Annotated in this window: 16 protein-coding genes; all 16 read right to left on the bottom strand. The window is 35.9% G+C overall.

Going from position 1 to position 17,283, the window contains the following annotated elements:
• Positions 1 to 156 precede the first annotated feature (156 nt).
• Positions 157 to 3,636, bottom strand: coding sequence for a DUF6443 domain-containing protein (locus tag ACODST_RS25400; protein ID WP_488934900.1), 3,480 nt, complete (start codon positions 3,634 to 3,636; stop codon positions 157 to 159).
• 10 nt (positions 3,637 to 3,646) lie between these two features.
• On the bottom strand, positions 3,647 to 6,982 hold the full coding sequence (locus ACODST_RS25395) for an RHS repeat domain-containing protein (protein ID WP_488934899.1): 3,336 nt from the start codon (positions 6,980 to 6,982) through the stop codon (positions 3,647 to 3,649).
• Between the two features lie 343 nt (positions 6,983 to 7,325).
• Positions 7,326 to 8,063 carry an SDR family oxidoreductase gene (locus ACODST_RS25390; protein WP_488934898.1) on the bottom strand — a complete coding sequence of 246 codons (738 nt, stop codon included), beginning with the start codon at positions 8,061 to 8,063 and terminating at the stop codon, positions 7,326 to 7,328.
• Positions 8,064 to 8,141: 78 nt separating this feature from the next.
• Positions 8,142 to 8,711: a Crp/Fnr family transcriptional regulator gene (locus ACODST_RS25385; RefSeq protein WP_488934897.1), complete on the bottom strand. Its 570-nt coding sequence runs from the start codon at positions 8,709 to 8,711 to the stop codon at positions 8,142 to 8,144.
• Positions 8,712 to 8,783: 72 nt separating this feature from the next.
• Complete coding sequence (locus tag ACODST_RS25380; RefSeq protein WP_488934896.1) at positions 8,784 to 9,698, bottom strand: helix-turn-helix domain-containing protein; 915 nt, start codon at positions 9,696 to 9,698, stop codon at positions 8,784 to 8,786.
• 28 nt (positions 9,699 to 9,726) lie between these two features.
• Positions 9,727 to 10,032, bottom strand: a complete 306-nt coding sequence (locus ACODST_RS25375) for a hypothetical protein (protein WP_488934895.1) — start codon at positions 10,030 to 10,032, stop codon at positions 9,727 to 9,729.
• Between the two features lie 11 nt (positions 10,033 to 10,043).
• On the bottom strand, positions 10,044 to 10,850 hold the full coding sequence (locus ACODST_RS25370) for an SDR family oxidoreductase (protein ID WP_488934894.1): 807 nt from the start codon (positions 10,848 to 10,850) through the stop codon (positions 10,044 to 10,046).
• A 103-nt stretch (positions 10,851 to 10,953) separates the two neighbouring features.
• Positions 10,954 to 12,303, bottom strand: a complete 1,350-nt coding sequence (locus tag ACODST_RS25365) for a glycine-rich domain-containing protein (RefSeq protein ID WP_488934893.1) — start codon at positions 12,301 to 12,303, stop codon at positions 10,954 to 10,956.
• Between the two features lie 6 nt (positions 12,304 to 12,309).
• Positions 12,310 to 12,813 carry an endonuclease V gene (locus ACODST_RS25360; protein ID WP_488934892.1) on the bottom strand — a complete coding sequence of 168 codons (504 nt, stop codon included), beginning with the start codon at positions 12,811 to 12,813 and terminating at the stop codon, positions 12,310 to 12,312.
• A 33-nt stretch (positions 12,814 to 12,846) separates the two neighbouring features.
• A complete protein-coding gene (locus tag ACODST_RS25355) occupies positions 12,847 to 13,335 on the bottom strand; it encodes a hypothetical protein (RefSeq protein WP_488934891.1) in 489 nt (162 codons plus the stop codon).
• A gap of 7 nt (positions 13,336 to 13,342) precedes the next feature.
• Complete coding sequence (locus ACODST_RS25350; RefSeq protein WP_488934890.1) at positions 13,343 to 13,690, bottom strand: hypothetical protein; 348 nt, start codon at positions 13,688 to 13,690, stop codon at positions 13,343 to 13,345.
• A gap of 59 nt (positions 13,691 to 13,749) precedes the next feature.
• Positions 13,750 to 14,316, bottom strand: coding sequence for a DUF4256 domain-containing protein (locus ACODST_RS25345; protein ID WP_488934889.1), 567 nt, complete (start codon positions 14,314 to 14,316; stop codon positions 13,750 to 13,752).
• Positions 14,317 to 14,335: 19 nt separating this feature from the next.
• The gene (locus tag ACODST_RS25340; protein ID WP_488934888.1) at positions 14,336 to 14,794 is read right to left on the bottom strand and encodes an SRPBCC domain-containing protein; all 459 of its coding nucleotides are present in this window, start codon (positions 14,792 to 14,794) and stop codon (positions 14,336 to 14,338) included.
• A gap of 12 nt (positions 14,795 to 14,806) precedes the next feature.
• Positions 14,807 to 15,400, bottom strand: a complete 594-nt coding sequence (locus ACODST_RS25335) for a YdeI/OmpD-associated family protein (RefSeq protein WP_488934887.1) — start codon at positions 15,398 to 15,400, stop codon at positions 14,807 to 14,809.
• 104 nt (positions 15,401 to 15,504) lie between these two features.
• Entirely contained in the window at positions 15,505 to 16,281 is a 777-nt protein-coding gene (gene lpxA / locus ACODST_RS25330; protein ID WP_488934886.1) for an acyl-ACP--UDP-N-acetylglucosamine O-acyltransferase, read from the bottom strand.
• Positions 16,282 to 16,347: 66 nt separating this feature from the next.
• Complete coding sequence (locus ACODST_RS25325; RefSeq protein ID WP_488934885.1) at positions 16,348 to 16,911, bottom strand: Crp/Fnr family transcriptional regulator; 564 nt, start codon at positions 16,909 to 16,911, stop codon at positions 16,348 to 16,350.
• Between the last annotated feature and the right edge of the window lie 372 nt (positions 16,912 to 17,283).

Below are 17,283 nucleotides of genomic sequence, written 5' to 3'. Positions count from 1 at the left end.
ATCAAAGCAAGCACCAAATTAAAAGCAATATTACCTAAGTTAAATTCTCTATTGTTCAGATACATAATGTAAAACCAAAATAACACGTATAAGAAAAAAAGTTTATGTCTTTTAACTAGTAAGAATAACTTCTTTTTATCAAACATTCTATTGTTGTTAATTTTCATTTTTTTTCTTTTTTTGTACTTTTTTTAATTCCAAATTGTATTCTTTATATTGACTTTGACTATCATCTAAATATCCTGGTGCAAATGAACTAAACAATGCTAAAATTCCTCCAAATGCAGTTGGACCTTGTGACCACCATGCTGCTCCACCATATAAAAGCGCTCCTGATGTCGTCATTCCATTTACTCCAGCATTAATAGCTCTAGTTACACTTGTATGAGCTGATCCATTACACCTTTTAGAATCGCAAACAGGGCAATTTTTTATATCTTCAATTTTTTTTGCATTTTTCTTCTCAGCATTAACTAAACTATAATCATGTATCATCCCATTAATAAATTTAAAATCCTCTAATAAGTCTTTTTGAGTAATAACTTTACCTAGTATATATTCTATATCTTTTCTTTCTTTTCCCACAACAATACCGTTTCGGTTATTTAAATAAATATTATCATCTCCGTCATCTTGATAATCAATAACTACTCCTCTGTTATTTACTACTGTCGACGTGATGTAATTTGAACTAGGGGTGTTCAATTTAGGAACATATTGTTGAGGGTTTAGTGGGGTTATTTCTTGACTTATAATTTGTTTATCATAAATCCAATCTTTTTCCTCTTTATTTAATCGGGGATTATCTCCACTAAATACTTCTGCCTCCATCCCATCCGGATCTATAAAATATACCGGATTATTAAGAGCATAAGCAAAAGGCGAAAAACGTCTTGAGGTTTCGGCTAACGGGTCCATATTCATCCAGCGGCCAATGGCAGGGTCATAATTTCTGGCTCCAAAATCATACATATTAAGCCCAAGTTCATCCTGAAATTCTTTTCCGTTGTACTTGTACTTCGATGCAGCATTGGTAGAAGCCACTGCCGTATTATACCCTTTATGCTGTAACCCAAAAGGATAATAATTATTTTCTTCAACAATTTCAGGAACGTTCTGGGCATTCTTTTTATAACTTACCCTGATATTGCCTAAATGATCCTTGTATTGGTAAACATAGGTATAAGCTCCGCTATCGTTTCTTACATACCCTTCTGCAGTTGGGAAAAACTCTAAAGTATTATTTTTATACTGAAAACCGCCCAGATAATTGGTTGTCGTGGTAAGGCTGTTTTCTGTAACCCGTTTTTCAAGTTTCTGCCCTGCAGCATTGTAAATATACTCAATTGTACCGCCTGCAACAAATGAAATTTTCTTTGGCAGATTAAGATGATTATAAACTATACCGCTAATGTTTTTATTTTTATCTACAGTCATATTACCATTGGCATCATAACTGTAATCATCGCCTGTTTTATTAAAATCGTTAAACCCGCTGGTATTGTTACTGTTGTCTGCAATTTTGCTTAACTGGTTAGAATTGGCCGGATAGGTATACGCCAGGTTATCGATCTCTATGGGCTGGATCTGCGGGTCGATATCGCCATTTCGTTTTAAGGAAAGTATATTACCGTTTTTATCATAAGTCAGGCTTTCATCATAGGCATTGGTCACACTGCCGCTTTTGGCATAAACGGCATTTTTTAAACGGTTCAGGTTGTCGTACTGGTAGCCATAGGCTCTTTCGATATTATCGGATCCTGTACGCCAGATCGTCTGGGCTATGTTGCCGTTGTAAAGTGCTTCTCCCGGTATTCCGGTCTTAAGGGTATTGTAATTGATCTTAAAAGTAAAAAGGTCTTTAGGATCGGTGCCCTGCTGTAAATTGGCTGTATTGTTAATCTCGGTAAGCCAACCCCTTACATTGTAACCATAATCTATTTTCTGCAGGGGTGCGGCAGCAGTGTTTCCTACGCCTTTGCTTATAAGCTGTCCCAGTTCATCATAGGTATTATTGGCCATGAGCTGCGGCGTTCCGGAGCCAATTTTATGGGTATGGGTCAAAAGACGTCCCTGGGGCGAATAGGTGAATTTTTCTTCCACGGCAATTTTAGTCCCTCCGCTTAAGCGCTGGTGTTCGGTCTGGGAAGTAAGAACTTTTCCTGTAAAATCAAGTTCCATATCGGTATGGCTGGTGCCTCCCAGATGATTTTTTAGATAGGTGCTTATGGTTCTGCCTTTGCTGTCATAAAAGATTGTCGAGGTTTCTCCTGCTGTAGAAGCGGCTGTGGTCAGCGCTCTGGTCCAGCTGCCTGTAGGCAGTCCTTTGGCATTGGTCAAAACGGTTTGTCCAATAATGCTGGAAGGTGCTGTCTGGGCTCCCGGAAAAGTATAATCATCATAATAAGTAACGGTCAGCAGTTTAAAACTGGTCGGGCTTATGGTGTTTTTATAACCTGCGGCGATACCGTCTATAGTTGTGGCTGCTTTGGTTTCAAACAAAACTGAGGCATTGTTCTGGGCGGTCTGCAGGGTGTTTCTGGCCGCAGAACTTACGGTCTGACTGCTCCATCCGGTATAAATAACCCTGCCCAAGACATCGTATTTGGTAATCATCCAGCCTGTGGCCGTATCGTCTTTAAAAGGGGAATTGGCAGGGCCAGCGGCCACAACTCTGTCAAGTTTATCATAAACGATAAACTCCCACTGCTTGCCTGGCAGTTTTTTCTCCACTAATCGGTCACGGTGGTCACGTTTGTACTGGTAGCACAGTCCGTTTAAAACATCGGCTGTAATGGTGCCTTCTGCTTTGGGTGGCAGTACATAAGCCAGGTTACCGTAAATATCGTAAACATAATAGGTATCGTGTTTAACCCCGGCATCGTAAGTCCTTTTTAAGACTACCTGTCCTTCTTTGTTTTTAAATTCTTCTGTTGTATTGTTTTTTCCAGAAATCCAGTTCTCATTTTTAATAGTGTTTTTATACAATTGTAATTCTGTATATGTTCCCTGACTTTCTATATAAGGTGTTTCTTTATTTCCGTTTGTAAAAGAAACTTTGAAACGTTTTACGGCATCATCTGTACTGTTGCCATAATACTCAAATTTAATGGTATGATCTGTATCACTAAATTTATCCAGTTTCCAGGCTTTACCGGGAGCGCTCTGCTCCCTGATTCTGCTTAAAGGCGATGCTTCAAAATATTTTTCAGAAAATGCCGGAGCCTCCGAAGGGTGTAATCCGGTAAAATCAGCAGGATATTTGGCCGCATAAAAAGAGCTGAGCTGATAAATATCTCCATAATAATCCGGTTCCAGATTCGTTTCAAAATTTAAACTGCTGGCTGCTCTGGCATAAGGCAGATAATCTCTTTTTTTTCTTCCAAAATAATCATAAGCATACGGGGTTATAATGTCCTGTTTATTGCCTCCCGCCTGTTTTGCAATTCGCTGTAAAGGACGGCCTAAACCATCAAAATAAGTAATGACTTCTATTTTTTCATCATTGGTTACCGTTCCGGTAGTGGTGCCTACCTGAAAACTGGTTGATTTGATAAAATTCCTCGTAGTCGTTTGCGCAGCCATAGAAAATTGCAGAAACAATGAGATATTTAAAATATAAAATAACTTTTTCATGGCAGCGGCGTTAAGGTTTATAATTGTATTCGTTCCTGGTTACGATTTTACCCTCGGCATCTTTGACCTGTTTTAACCTGTTAAAGGCATCGTACTCATAAAAAACGGTATACCCTTTTGGGTCAGTTACACTGGTAACCCCAATTAACGGATCGTAGGTATAGGTAGTTACCACAGCATTGGGTGCCGCATTCCTTAAATTGGTTAAAGCGGTACGCAGTGCATTTTCGAGTGCCGGGGTAGTATCGGCATTCGAAGCGTTTACCGCTGCCGTAATAGTACTTTGTATGGCTGCTGCGTTTGCTGCTGTAAAATTTTCCAGTCTGGCAATGGGATGCTGGTTCTTATAGCCCCATACATAATAAGTCTCTGTGCCATTGGTATACTTAAGCTGCTGTAATTTTGCTTTGGCATTGTAACTGTCAAAGCTTAAAAAAGGTTTATAAGAAGAAGCGTAGGAAGATTCCGGAACTGCGCTCCCAAATTCTCCTTTATATATTGTTTTGGGCAGATAGAGACCGGAACTGTTAAAATATTCTGTTTTTACTGCCTGTGTTACAACGTTATTTTTTATTGTAAGGTTTTCTATCGGTATGCCCACCATGTTTTTAGCTGTCATAGCTGTATTCACCGCATCGCTAAAATCAAAAGGATATTTTATTTTTTCTGTTATAGGAATATTGTCAACCGTATAAGAGACAGACTTTAATAAGTCCCTGGTATTATAGCTGTAATTGGTTTCGGTAACGATACTTTTCCCATCATCTGTTTTAAGGGTATTGGTAAGTTTGGTTTTTAATGGGTATTCTATTTTGTAATAATAAGGCAGGAGATCGCTATCAAATCTCCTTTGTCCCCTGTCTCTAAAAGCTTTTATAACATTACTATACGTTGATGTATATTGAAATTCTTCCTTTTCAAAAAGCATATCCATTCCTCCGGTTATTTTTGTGCCAAATTTTTCGACAGATTTAACCAGTCCGTTTGTATAATTGATATAAGCTGGAGAATCCGGGAAATTGTCATCAAACTTATCTGACTCTGAATCGTTAAAAAACGTATATTTTACTGTAGAAGTATCGTCTTCATCATCTAGCATATACTCTTCTACCCAGTTGTAACCCACAAAATTACCCTGGTTAAAAGTTGATAAAGGCGCCTTTGATTCTGATGTTTGTATAAGACAACTGCCAATATGATCGGGAATTCCGGCACGTCTTCCTAAATAATACAATACAGGCTCTGCAAGCATCATTCCGGTCGGATATCCAAATCTTCTTCTTTTTGCATCGGTCTTGATTTCGCTTATCCTGATCCCTCCTGTTTTGTAAGTTGGCCCTGGTACTCCCGGTGTAAGTACTGTTGTATTTTGGTAATATAATCTCCAATAAACCAGAACATCCCTTGGAGGAGTATATGCCGTAAATTCATAGGTACCGGCATCCAGCGTATATTCTTTAACCGCTAGTTCCGCTTCACTTCCTTGGCCTAAAGGAGCAGACCCATAGACATATTCATAAACATGCGGGCATTCATAAGTAAACAATGTGCTGGTCGAAGGGCTTATTTTTCTAATCCTGCCCAAAGGACTGACAGTACTGTTGCGATAAGAATAACCAGGATCTTTTACTCCGGTAGAACTTTCAAGACTGCCCGTGATTTTTAATGTTGTGGGACTGCTTATCTGGAAAGTATATACACGTGAAGAAGGATAATTATCCAAAGGAGCTACACTAAAATGATTGTAAACCGGAATATCCTCAACTATATTGGAGGTCGAAACTGATATAGGTTCATAAGTATGATTTTCAAAATATCCTGAAGGAATTATATGCGGTTCGTATTTATATTCTGCTGTTCCTCCGGTTGGGTAGGTTATTTTTTTTAAAGTGCCAATAATTGCCTTGTCGAAATTGGCGTCTTTTTTTACCCCGTTATAATTTACATTGTTAATTTTAAGCCCTATATAATATTTTTCACCGTATGTTTTTCCATTTTGAAATCCCCAGTAATCTACATTTTTTGAATTTTTGGCGGGAAAACTGCCTTCAAAATAATCAAATTTGTAACCGCTATTTAAAGACGTGCTTCCAGCATATTCTGTTACTTTGTTCAATTTAAGCCTTTTAAAGACATGCTCATACTGAACACTTCCCGAATAATCATTATTAAAATAACTATAGTCAAATTTGTATGATTTTATTAGAGCATTTATATTGTTATAAATGGAAATTTGCTCTAGTTTTTTACTATTCCCTTTTATATCAAATCGATCAGTACCAGTAAAATCAATGCGCCCAAAATCACCTGAAATGGTTTTTAACCTAAGGGCTGTATTGACCACTTTTGATTTGTAATAATACAGAGCTGTCTGCTGATTGTAATTATAATTCTCACAAGACTCCTGTGTTGGCAAAAATTGCGTTTCTGTATCGTAAGTAAAATTGATTTCATTCCCATTATTTGTAATTATTTTGGTCAGACACCAGCTGGTTACCATAGGATATGGGTTTTGAAAACTTGCATCAAAAAACGTTTCACATGCTATGCGAAAAGGAGACCATTCTGTAAAGGTTGAAAGATCACTATCATACTGAGTATTATAGTTTTCTGTATTCTTGTTAAGCCAGCCCAGGCCGGAATAATTTTTGGTAATTTCCCATTGATTGTATAAGTATTGATTTCCCTCTTTATCCGTTATTTTAAAAGTAACACTGCCTGTAGATCTTACCACCTCAATTTTTAAATTATGGGATTTATCAAACAAAACAGCTCCTCTTGATTTGTCTAATATAAATTTACCACTGATATTAGGTAAACTGTAATAAAAAATATCCGGTTCGGGGTCATACCTTAAATGATTAACAATATCACCCATTACTCCCGAATAATAGCAAGAGAGTCCTGGCTCCATAATTTGTAAATATTGATTATCAAGTGTTGAACCAATATCCGGGGCATCGTAATAACCTTTTTCACAGGAACCGTAATTCTTATCATAACTAGACAATAAAAAATCATCCACGCTTTTTACTGTTCTGGATATTCGGCTGCCTGTATCAAGCGACCAGCCCAATCCTACCCAGGTAGCTTCCTGATCGACCCTGATACCCGAAGCATGATAATTAAGGGCAATAGGAAGTTTAAAACCATTTGCATCTATTTCATAAATTGGGATACTAATATTGGGAGTCCCGGTATAATGAGACACTGGTGAATCTCCATATTTGGCCAATTCTGCGGCTTCGGGTGTCATTGGTACGACATGCGGGTACGCTGTATCCAGATTTTGTGAATACAGATTCATAAAAAACAAGGCACTTACTAAAACAATTAATCTTCTCATATCATTATCTTATGGTGAATAACTTATTTTGGCTATTTTTTAAACAGCCTAAAATGATACGGATTAAATGATCCCATTACATACAACTGCAGCGAAATCAATTTTGTTTTTGAGGAAATTTTTAAGGGGAAGGAACTTCTCCGGAACGGAAAAGCAGACAGCAATTAACAAAAAACTTATTATTCTTACAAAAATAATTGTAAAAATTTTCTTTTTCTTACTTTTAAAAACAACAAATACGTTAATAACCAACAACTTAACAGCAATAAAATTATCCCGTGAAAAGCATAAAAAAAACTCCATTAAAAAAATTAATGGAGTTTTTATCAATCGGTTGTATCTTTTACCACGGACTTAACCCGCTCTCTTCTTCGATATCATTACTGAAAAATTGTCCCGTTGGGCCGTTTTGATCCGTCAGGGTATGTTTGATAATAAACGAAGCGGCACTTTCGACAGTCCCGGGCCCGTTATGATGGTTGAAATCGGTGGCGGTATACCCCGGGTCGATGGCATTTACTTTAAATGGAAGGTCTTTTAATTCATAAGCCAATGTAACGGTATAAGCATTCAGAGCTGTTTTTGAAGTTCCGTACGCAGCCGTTTTGAAGTTATAATATTTCCAATTTGGATCGCTATGCAAAGTTAAAGACCCCAATCCAGAAGTAATATTACTTATTCTCGGACTTTCTGATTTTTTAAGCAGTTCTAAAAAAGCTTGTGTAACATTGATAACACCAAAAAAGTTCGTATCAAATACTCTTCGGATTTCTGTAATATTAGTTTCTGATGCATTTTGAGGCAGATCACCGCTTATTCCCGCATTGTTAATTAATACATCCAGTTTCCCCTGCTCTTTTTCAACAATATTTTTCGCAGCTAGAATTGAATCTGAATCCGTAACATCAATTTGAATCGCTTTGATATTTTGAAATCCGTTTTCGTTTAATTCTTTTACAACTGCATTTCCTTTTTCAAGATCGCGGGTTCCTAAATAAACAAACAATCCTTTTTTTGAAAGTTGTTTAGTTAATTCTAATCCTATGCTTCTATTTGCTCCTGTTATTAATACTGAATTCATTTTTCTATTGTTTTAAATTATTAAGGCAAAGTTCCTTACTTTAAAAATGAAATCATTTGCCATTTGGCAAAAAGCACGCTAACGGATGTTTTTTCTAATTCTGCTTAAAGAAGATTGTGTAATTCCAAGATAAGAAGCGACAAAAGAAAGCGGCACCCGATTGATAATATTGGGATATATTTCTAAAAATTTCAAATAACGGGTTTTAGCATCTTCAGAAATCAGCGGACTTCTTCTTTCTACTTTCTGCATCAGCGCTCTTGAAACCACTTTGTGTACAATAGCATCCCATCCCACAATGGTATTAGAAAGTTCTTTCCAGTTCTTCTTTGAAAAAACCATAATAACAGTATCGGTAACAGCCTGTACATAAGCCGTTGAAGGAATTTCATTTTCAAAACTTTCAAGATCGACTACCAGATTATTTTCGTCGATAAAATATTTGGTAATCTCCTCGCCTTTGTTGTTGTAATAACAAACACGAATAACGCCGTTTAAAACAAAACCCACCCGCTGTGCCACTTTTCCGGCTTCCGAAAAATACTCGTCTTTTCGAAGTTCTAATACTTCGGCTTTACTGGAAATTAAATCCTGCTGCTGCTGATTTAAATTCCCGAACTGCAATATGTATTCTATAAATTCTTTCATAGGGGCAAGTTAATCAAAGTTACAGAGACCGGATTTGTCATTTGGCAAAAACAAAAATACATCAGGGTTATTTTAATTTTTATTGAATTGTTCCTGAAAGGCAACCGGACTTAAGCTGGTCTTTTTCTTAAATAATTTATTAAAAGACTGCGGATGCTCAAAGCCCAGTTTATAGGCAATTTCAGAAATAGACAAAGTCCCTTTTGCAATATAATCTTTTGCTTTTTCGATCAGTTTGTCGTGAATAAACTGCTGTGTATTTTGTCCCGAAAGATTCCGAAGCAGATCACTCAGATATCGGGCAGACAATCCGAGTTCTTCCGCAGCAAACTGAACTGTCGGCAGTCCGTTTTCAAGCGGTTTTTCGTTAGTAAAATAATCTTCAAGCAACGTTTCTAGTTTAGAAAGAACGTCATTATTAACTGCTTTTCGGGTAATAAACTGCCTGTTGTAAAACCGATTACTGTAATTAAGCAAAAGTTCGATCTGCGAGATCAGAACATCCTGGCTAAAGTTATCGATACGTTCCTTCAGTTCATTCTGAATACTGGTAAAAACCCCCACAATAGTCTGCTTTTCACTTTCGGACAAATACAACGCCTCTGCTGCGGAGTAAGAAAAGAACCCGTATTTTTTAATATGCGTATTTAAAGTATAAGGCCTGATAAAATCGGGATGAATATTTAATGACATTCCGCTGTAATCAGCTTCTTCCTCCTGCATTTTTAAAATTTGTCCCGGTCCTACAAAAGACATTCCGCCTTCTTCAAAATCATAAAATCCGTGACCATAACGAAGCTTTCCTGAAAAATGCGTTTTAAAAGAGATCTTATAAAAGTCCACTATAATGCCCTGCTCATACTCTTTAGGATCAAAAACTGCTTCGCCGTAATTGATGATACTAATAAGCGGGTGCAGAGGCTTTGGAATTTCCATCGCTTTATGCAGTTCTGAAATCGAATGAAATAGTCTGGGCTGGTTTTTCATTTTAAGAAATTAATCTGAAACTTTATAACTACAAATTTATAAAATGTTCTACAGCTGCAATATTCCAGCTTACGGTACTCTGATCGATCATATCATGTACAGGAGAATCGCTGAGTTCTGTCAGGAGTCTGTGCATCGCTTCGGTACCATCTGCGGTACTGTCCCAAACGAGCATATCATACACAATTCCTTTTTTGAGTTCAAAAATGGTTCTGGAACGAAATCCTTTCTGACGTTTTAAAAACGCATCAATTTCCTGATTGGCATCAATAAACTGCTGTGTTGTATAACCATTTAATTTTAAAGTCGTTAATTCTATCGCCTGATTTTTCATCTTATCTTAAATTAAAAAGTAAACATGGCTTTGATATTCTGAACCTGAGTTTCAGCACCGTTTTTCAGGCGTTCATTGTATAACGCATTGGCATCATTGCCTGCAATGTACCGTAATTGATTTTTATTATCGGTCGCTGCCTCATATATAATCCGGGCCACGTCATCGGCATTGGTATAATGTTCTAATTGTTCAGCACTGTAACCTTTACTTACTTCTGCGGTAAGTTTTTCATAAGCTTCATGCTGTCCTGTTTCCATTGAACGGATGGCGAAATCGGTTTTCATTCCGCCCGGGGCTACGACTTTTACCTGAATTCCAAATTGTGTTAATTCTGATGCCAGACTTTCTGAAAAACCATCCACACCAAATTTTGCAGCACTGTAGATCGAACAGGTCGGGAATCCTATTAATCCAAAAGTAGAAGTAACATTGATAAAAGTACCGCTTTTTTTCTGACGAAAATAAGGCGTGAAAGCTTTTGTAATTCTAATAACTCCAAAAAGGTTGGTCACAATCTGACGTTCAATCTGGACTTCGGTCAAAGATTCTAAAGCTCCTATTAATCCGTAACCGGCGTTATTTAATACAACATCTACACTATATTTTTCGGTACTATTTTTAACGACAGCGTTAATTTGTTCTAAATCGGTAACGTCGAGAGGCAAAACAATTACGTTTTTTAATGACGTTAATTCGGTTTCTTTTTCCGGATTTCGCATAGTCGCAATTACCTGCCATCCTTTGCTCTGAAATAATTTTGCTGCTGATTTTCCTAAACCGGCTGAAGCTCCTGTAATAAAAATTGTTTTTTGCATTTTGAATTGTTTTAAAATTATAATGCAAAGATGGAGCGAAACGAAAACCTGCATTTAGCCATTTTGGACAATTGGTTAGCCAAAATGACGAATACAAAATAAATTAATCCCCGCCGCCACAGCCGCCGCACGAACTTCCGCAGGAGCTGCCGCACGAACTTCCACAGCCCGAACTGCTGTTTGATGATGTAACATTATTATTTACAGGCATAACCAGAGGTACAAAAGAAGCAGCCAGACCTCCGTATAAAAAATACTTCCACTGCCAGTCCTGCTCCGCTTCGGTATTGCTTTTTTCTTTTTTGAAAATAAAATGAATGGTATTTAAAAACAGGTAGCTGATTATTTTTTTATAATAATGATAAGAAACCGCCGCTAAAGTTACAGTAAGAAGGACGATATAAGTTACTGCTTTTCCTCTCGACATGCCGATAATAATCCTGCTGAAACCAATACTTAAAAGAAATCCAAAAACCAGCATTGCTATTTTTACAACCAGTAAAAACGGTTTAGAATCCATAATAGTTTCTCTGATTTTTTCGACTCCTTTTTCTATCTGCTGAAATATAGGTTTGCTTCTTATCAATTGATTTAACTGTGGATATGGCATAAAATCGTATTCGTCCATAATTGCAATAACAGCGTTTTGATATGCATTTTGGGTTAGCGTATTATCGATTAAACTTAATTTACTGCCGGTAATTTGTATTTTTTGATTTTCAATTAAATTGCTTACGACTCCATAAATTACAAAGTCTATATTATCTTTTTGAAAAAAAACCAATTCGAAAGGCGTAAGCGTATTAATGATTTGTTTCGACTTTAGTTTTTCAATTAGTGACTGAAAGGACTTTTTAACAAACTGCATCAGTAAAAAAGTCACCAAAGCAAATAAGAAAACGTAATAATATAAAAAATCAGGATTGTCAATCTGGATTAAGACAGGTTTTAGAAGAAGAGAAACCGGAAAACTTAAAAGTATAAAGGCACCCAGAAAAATTAGTTTTAATACGCCAAGATTATAATTGGCATTGTCTAACTGCATTGAATCCAGGGGACTTGCAAAAGTCCAGATTTCTTCCGGCTGCTGTCCAAAATGTATCTCATATAATTTTTGGGTGGTTTCTTTTGCTTTTTGAAATTTTTCAAAATCGGACTTATTATGTGTCGACGGAATATGTTCAATTCTTTTTCCAAGAACGGAACAAAATGAGGTATAAGAATTAGTAAATATCAAATGCTGATGCCATACTATATCTACAATTTCTGAAGGAGAAACCATTTCATTTGATACAGCTGCCAGATACATGAATTTTTTATATTCGAGCACTGCCAGTTTTGTAAAATAAATAGTCCAGCTGTTTTCTAAAGCCAGCCGGGTTGAAAATCCATATTCATCGTTAGGATTGTCCAGTTCAAATTTTTCTACATCTTCCCAAAACGGTCTGTTCATATTTTTTTAAGACTCTTTTGTTAAACGGTCTAATTCTTTTAATAAGGCTGGAATTCTAAATTCACCTGCCATGCTCTGTACTTTTTGAAAGGCTTCTTCCAGATCAATTCCAACAGACGTCACATATAACGGTTTGGCACTATCACCTCTCAATAAGGGTTTCTTGTCTTTTTCAATACTGGCAAAATTAGTTTTGGCAACACCAATAATGGGAATTTTTTTATCCAGTTTTTCATATAAATGCCCGCCTAAACCATATTTCTTATCATCATCTAAATATACAAATCCGTCTACAATAATCGCTTCCACATTTTCCAGATTCGTCTGATTTAACAAACTCATAATACATGGCAGTTCCCTCTTGTAAAATTCTCCCGGAATATATTCTTCTACATTATCAATTATTTCTGTGTACACGGTAAAATTTTTACTTTCGTTCCATTCCTGGAATTCCAGACAAACGGTTTTGGCTTTAGTATCAAAGTAATACGTATCAAAGGCTAATATCATTCTTACTGTTTTTTAATTTGGTATTTTATAAAATTACCATTTGGCAATTTTGTATTTTTTATTTTCTTTATTTTTTATTTCGATCATCACTCTGTCGCAGATTCGTTCTGTACAGACTATCCCGTTCAAATTGACGAGATTGATAATTAAGGAATCGCCTTTAATTTTGTAATCTCCGGCATTATCAGCACATCCGTTATTAAAGGTCAGATACGAAATATAGATTTTATCTTTTGAATATAGAATAGTATCCGTCTTTTTATTAAATCCTTTTTCATTCAGGTACCAAATCGTTTTCTCGTCCATTTTCGAAATTTCATCTTCTGAATAAATCCCGCTTACAATTTTAAATTTTATGATATTAGGATTGGGTTTAAAGTCTTTAATCCTGAAATCTTCCGGATTCACATCAGCTGTTGTATCGGGAGGTGTAGTAAAGGTTTCGTTATTTTCATTTTTCTGTCCGCAGGAAAAAAGAAGTACTAAACCCATAATCACCATTCCTGTATTTTTAGCAATCATTTTTCTCTTAATATTCATTTCTGTCAAAAAATAGTTTTCTGTTTAAATCCTCTTCAATTATTTCCAGGTAATATTCTTCTGCCGCCCAATTCCAGGGAGAATCATTCGTTTTATTACAATCCAGAAACTGTTCGATCAAAGCTAACAAATAACTGCGGTTTTCAATGAAACCGGAAAAATTCTCAATACGGGAATTTTCTTCTCTGTTATTTAAAACATTATAAAGCTTTAATAAGTTATCCTTAAAATTATTTTTTCCTAAAACTTCAATTGTAAACTCTATATCAGACAAATCAGGAAGAATATCTAAATTAAAAATGAGAGTTGTAACTTCGTAAGGTTCTCCCCATTCCAATTTCTTTTCTTCAACATAACAATGCGGAACAGTACTTTTATCAATATTAAATCATCAAACTAAACCCTTAGTGACCCCCTAAAACCACGTGCCGCATAATAGGAGTCGGCACCATTGTGATACACAAAAACAGTATCATACCTGAAATCTGAAAATACAGCCCCACCCAATTTTCTGATATTGGCCGGTGTTAAAATCCAACTGGAAGTCTTGGTATCAAATTTTCCAAGTTTTTGCAGACTGCGGTATTCTTCTTCATTCAGAATCTGAATTCCCATTTCAGCAGCCATATTGACGGCGCTGTCTTTGGGTTTATTTTCTTTTCTTTTTTCTAAAGCTTCAGGGTCATAACAAATACTCCTGCGTCCTTTTGGACTTTCAGCAGAACAGTCGTAAAAAATATACTCTTTTGTTTTTTCATCATAACCAGTCACATCCGGTTCGCCTTCCGTTCTTTCCATTTCGTCAAGCGACCAGAGTTTTTCAGGATTGACTTTTAGTTTTGCCTCAACAGCTGCCCATTCGATATGGGGATGACGGTGTTTATTATTTTCAAAACGGGCCTCCAAGATATTTAACAAAGATTCCTGTTGTTCCGGCGATAATGCATTTTTAGAATTACTCATGATTTATATTTTAAAAAGTTTAGCTGCGGGTCAGCTGAGACAAATATTTTTCGAGTTTTTCAATATTCTCTTTTTGCCCCTGATCGGCCTTATGTGCTTTTACAATTATATCAAACATTTCTTCGGTATCAAATAAAAGTGTCCAGTTTAATAGGGTTTCAGTATTTTTAGATTCAAACAAAACAGTTGTAACAAAATGCGGATTAAAATGTTCGAAGACTATTTTCTGAAGTGGAATAATTTCTTTAAAAACACTTCGGTTGGGATAGTTTTTTCCATCTGGTCCATGCATCGTCAAACTCCACTCGCCTTCCTGCCGAAAATCCATTTTATGAATCGTATTGGTAAAACCATTCGGTCCCCACCAGTTTATAATATGTTCTGGATTGGTCCATGCTTCCCAAACCAGATCAACCGGGGCTTTCAATATAGTTTGCAACTGCAGAGCACGATTGTCCTGATTATGATTTTTATCCATCTTTCAGATTCTTTAGTCGTTCAGTCCTTTACCATTTAAAATATTCGGAATATTTTTTTCAACTCTTGCTTCTCTGGTTTTGGATTGTTTAGGCTGTGAAAAATGCAGCAGATAGGCTCTCTGTCTTCCCGGGGTCAAAGCGGAAAAAGCATTTTGCAGATTCGGCATTTCTTCTAACTTTTTCTGAAATTCTTCGGCAACCTCAAAGTCCGTAGTTTTTTTTAATGCTATTTTTAAACCCGCTTTTTCAATTTCTACTGCCTGATAAATATACGTTTTCAGAATTGCTTTTAAATCGGTAATCTCTTTTGTATTTGTAAATCGAATTTGTCTTGCCGCCTGAACATTCTCCGACTGCCGGATTAAAATACCATCCGTATCTTTTAACAGAGCACCTTTAAAAAACAAAAAGGCACAGTATTCTTTAAAAGCATGGATCAAAACAATATTAGAATTCTGAAATGTATAACACGGCGTTCCCCATTTTAATTCCTCAGTCAGCTGGCATTCCAGAGCTATAGTTCTCATCAGTTCTAATTCTTCCGGCCATTTATCTGCTTTTTCAAAAAAGAAATCCACTTTTGGATTTGTATTCGTTTGTAACATTGGATACTTTTTAAATTTAATCATTCCGAAAACAGAAAACTTTAAAAATAAAATTAAAACAAATATTTGATTTGGAATTATTAAGATCTTAGAAAATAGGAAATTTATTCCTGTACGAAACCTTTAATGATTCCTCTCCTGGAATTTTTTATAAAGTGTAAAATAACATTCCGCTCTGGAGTAGGTTTAAATTCTCTCTCTATAATTTCCAAAGCATTTTTTAGATTCTTCTTCTCCTCGAATATTATTTTATAGATTCTTTTAAGTTCTTCCAATTGATCTGGCTCAAAACCTCTCCTTTTTAATCCCACCGAATTTAATCCTGCATAACTTAAAGGTTCTCTCGCAGCCATGACAAACGGAGGAACATCTTTAACGATACGGCTCAACCCTGTAATCATACTGTGATCTCCAATATTAGAAAACTGATGTATTGCGGTAAGTCCGCTGATATTAACCCAATCGCCAACAACCACTTCACCTGCCATACCAACATTAAAACCAATAATAGTATGGTTACCTATGATGCAGTCATGACCTATATGCGCACTTGCCATAATCAGATTGTGATCGCCGATTATAGTTTTATATCGGGATGCGGTACCTCTGTTTATCGTAACAAATTCCCTGATAATGGTATGATTTCCTATTTCGAGTAAAGTATATTCTCCTTTAAATTTCAGATCCTGCGGAGCTCCTCCAAGAACAGCGCCGGAATGAATCTCGCAGTTTTGTCCGATTCGTGTTCCGTTTAAAATGGTAACATTATTTCCGATATAAGTATTAGGGCCGATTACAACATCACTTTCAATTGTGGTGAAATTTCCAATACTAACATTCTCTCCAATAACAGCCTTTTTTGCAATACTGGTATTTTTCATCTTTTATCTTTTAAAATACAGACTGCAAAAGTTGATAAAAAATAAACAGCATTTCTTGATCTGAAGTCAAGAAATCGAAGCCCTGATTCTGCTCAGGGTTTCCTGACTAACCCCGATTAAAGAGGCAATATGTTTTAATTTGGCTTTAATGATAATCTGAGGAAAAGAATTCAGTAAAAATAAATACTTGTCATGAGCAGACATTACTCTGAACAAATGATGAAATTCATTTATCCTGGAAAGGTATAAACGAAGCTGATTTATATGAAACTTTACAAAAAGAGGATATTCAAGTAAAATTTGTTCGTCAGTATAAGACAGAGAATACAATATGGTTTCTTCGCACGCCTGAAAATTTTCAAAAGAAGGTTTCTGCTCAAAAAAACTGCTTAGAGAAGTTACAAACTGATGGTCGGTATAAATCCATTTCGTTACTTCAGTTCCGTCTTCCAGACAAAACCTTCGAATTGCCCCTGACTTAATAAAATATATTTTATCACAGACTCTTCCTTCCCGAATAATCAGCTCATCTTTTTTGCATTTTTCGACTTTAAAATATTTCCTGACCGCTTCTTCAGTCTCAGCATCTAATTTTTGAAAGCCGTTAATCAGAGTAAGGAGTTCTTTCATAATAGTAACAATTACAAAAACAAATTTACCAATAAATTAAAACAAGTAGAGCAGATAAAAAAATCCACTTAAAACAGCAATTTTAAGAGCATATTATAAAAAAGAAGGAAAGTATTATCAGACAGAAGAAAAAAGCGGAGGAAAAATAAAAAAAGTACCCTAATGAGAAACTCCTGTATAGCTAGTTGGAGATAAATTATAAAACCCAAATTTCAAACTACATTTCAAATTTCATCAATCCAGAGTTTTTCGGATTGATCCGTGAGCGCAGCGAACTGGTGAAAGTATTTGAAATTTGTTCTTTTCAAAAAGTCATAAAAACAAAAAATCCTCAACAAATAAATGATGAGGATTCTTAAAAGAAAGGCGACG

This window comes from Flavobacterium sp. FG19, from assembly GCF_057809475.1.
Note: the sequence above shows the minus strand (reverse complement) of the source record. Positions and strands in the feature narration are given on the sequence as shown.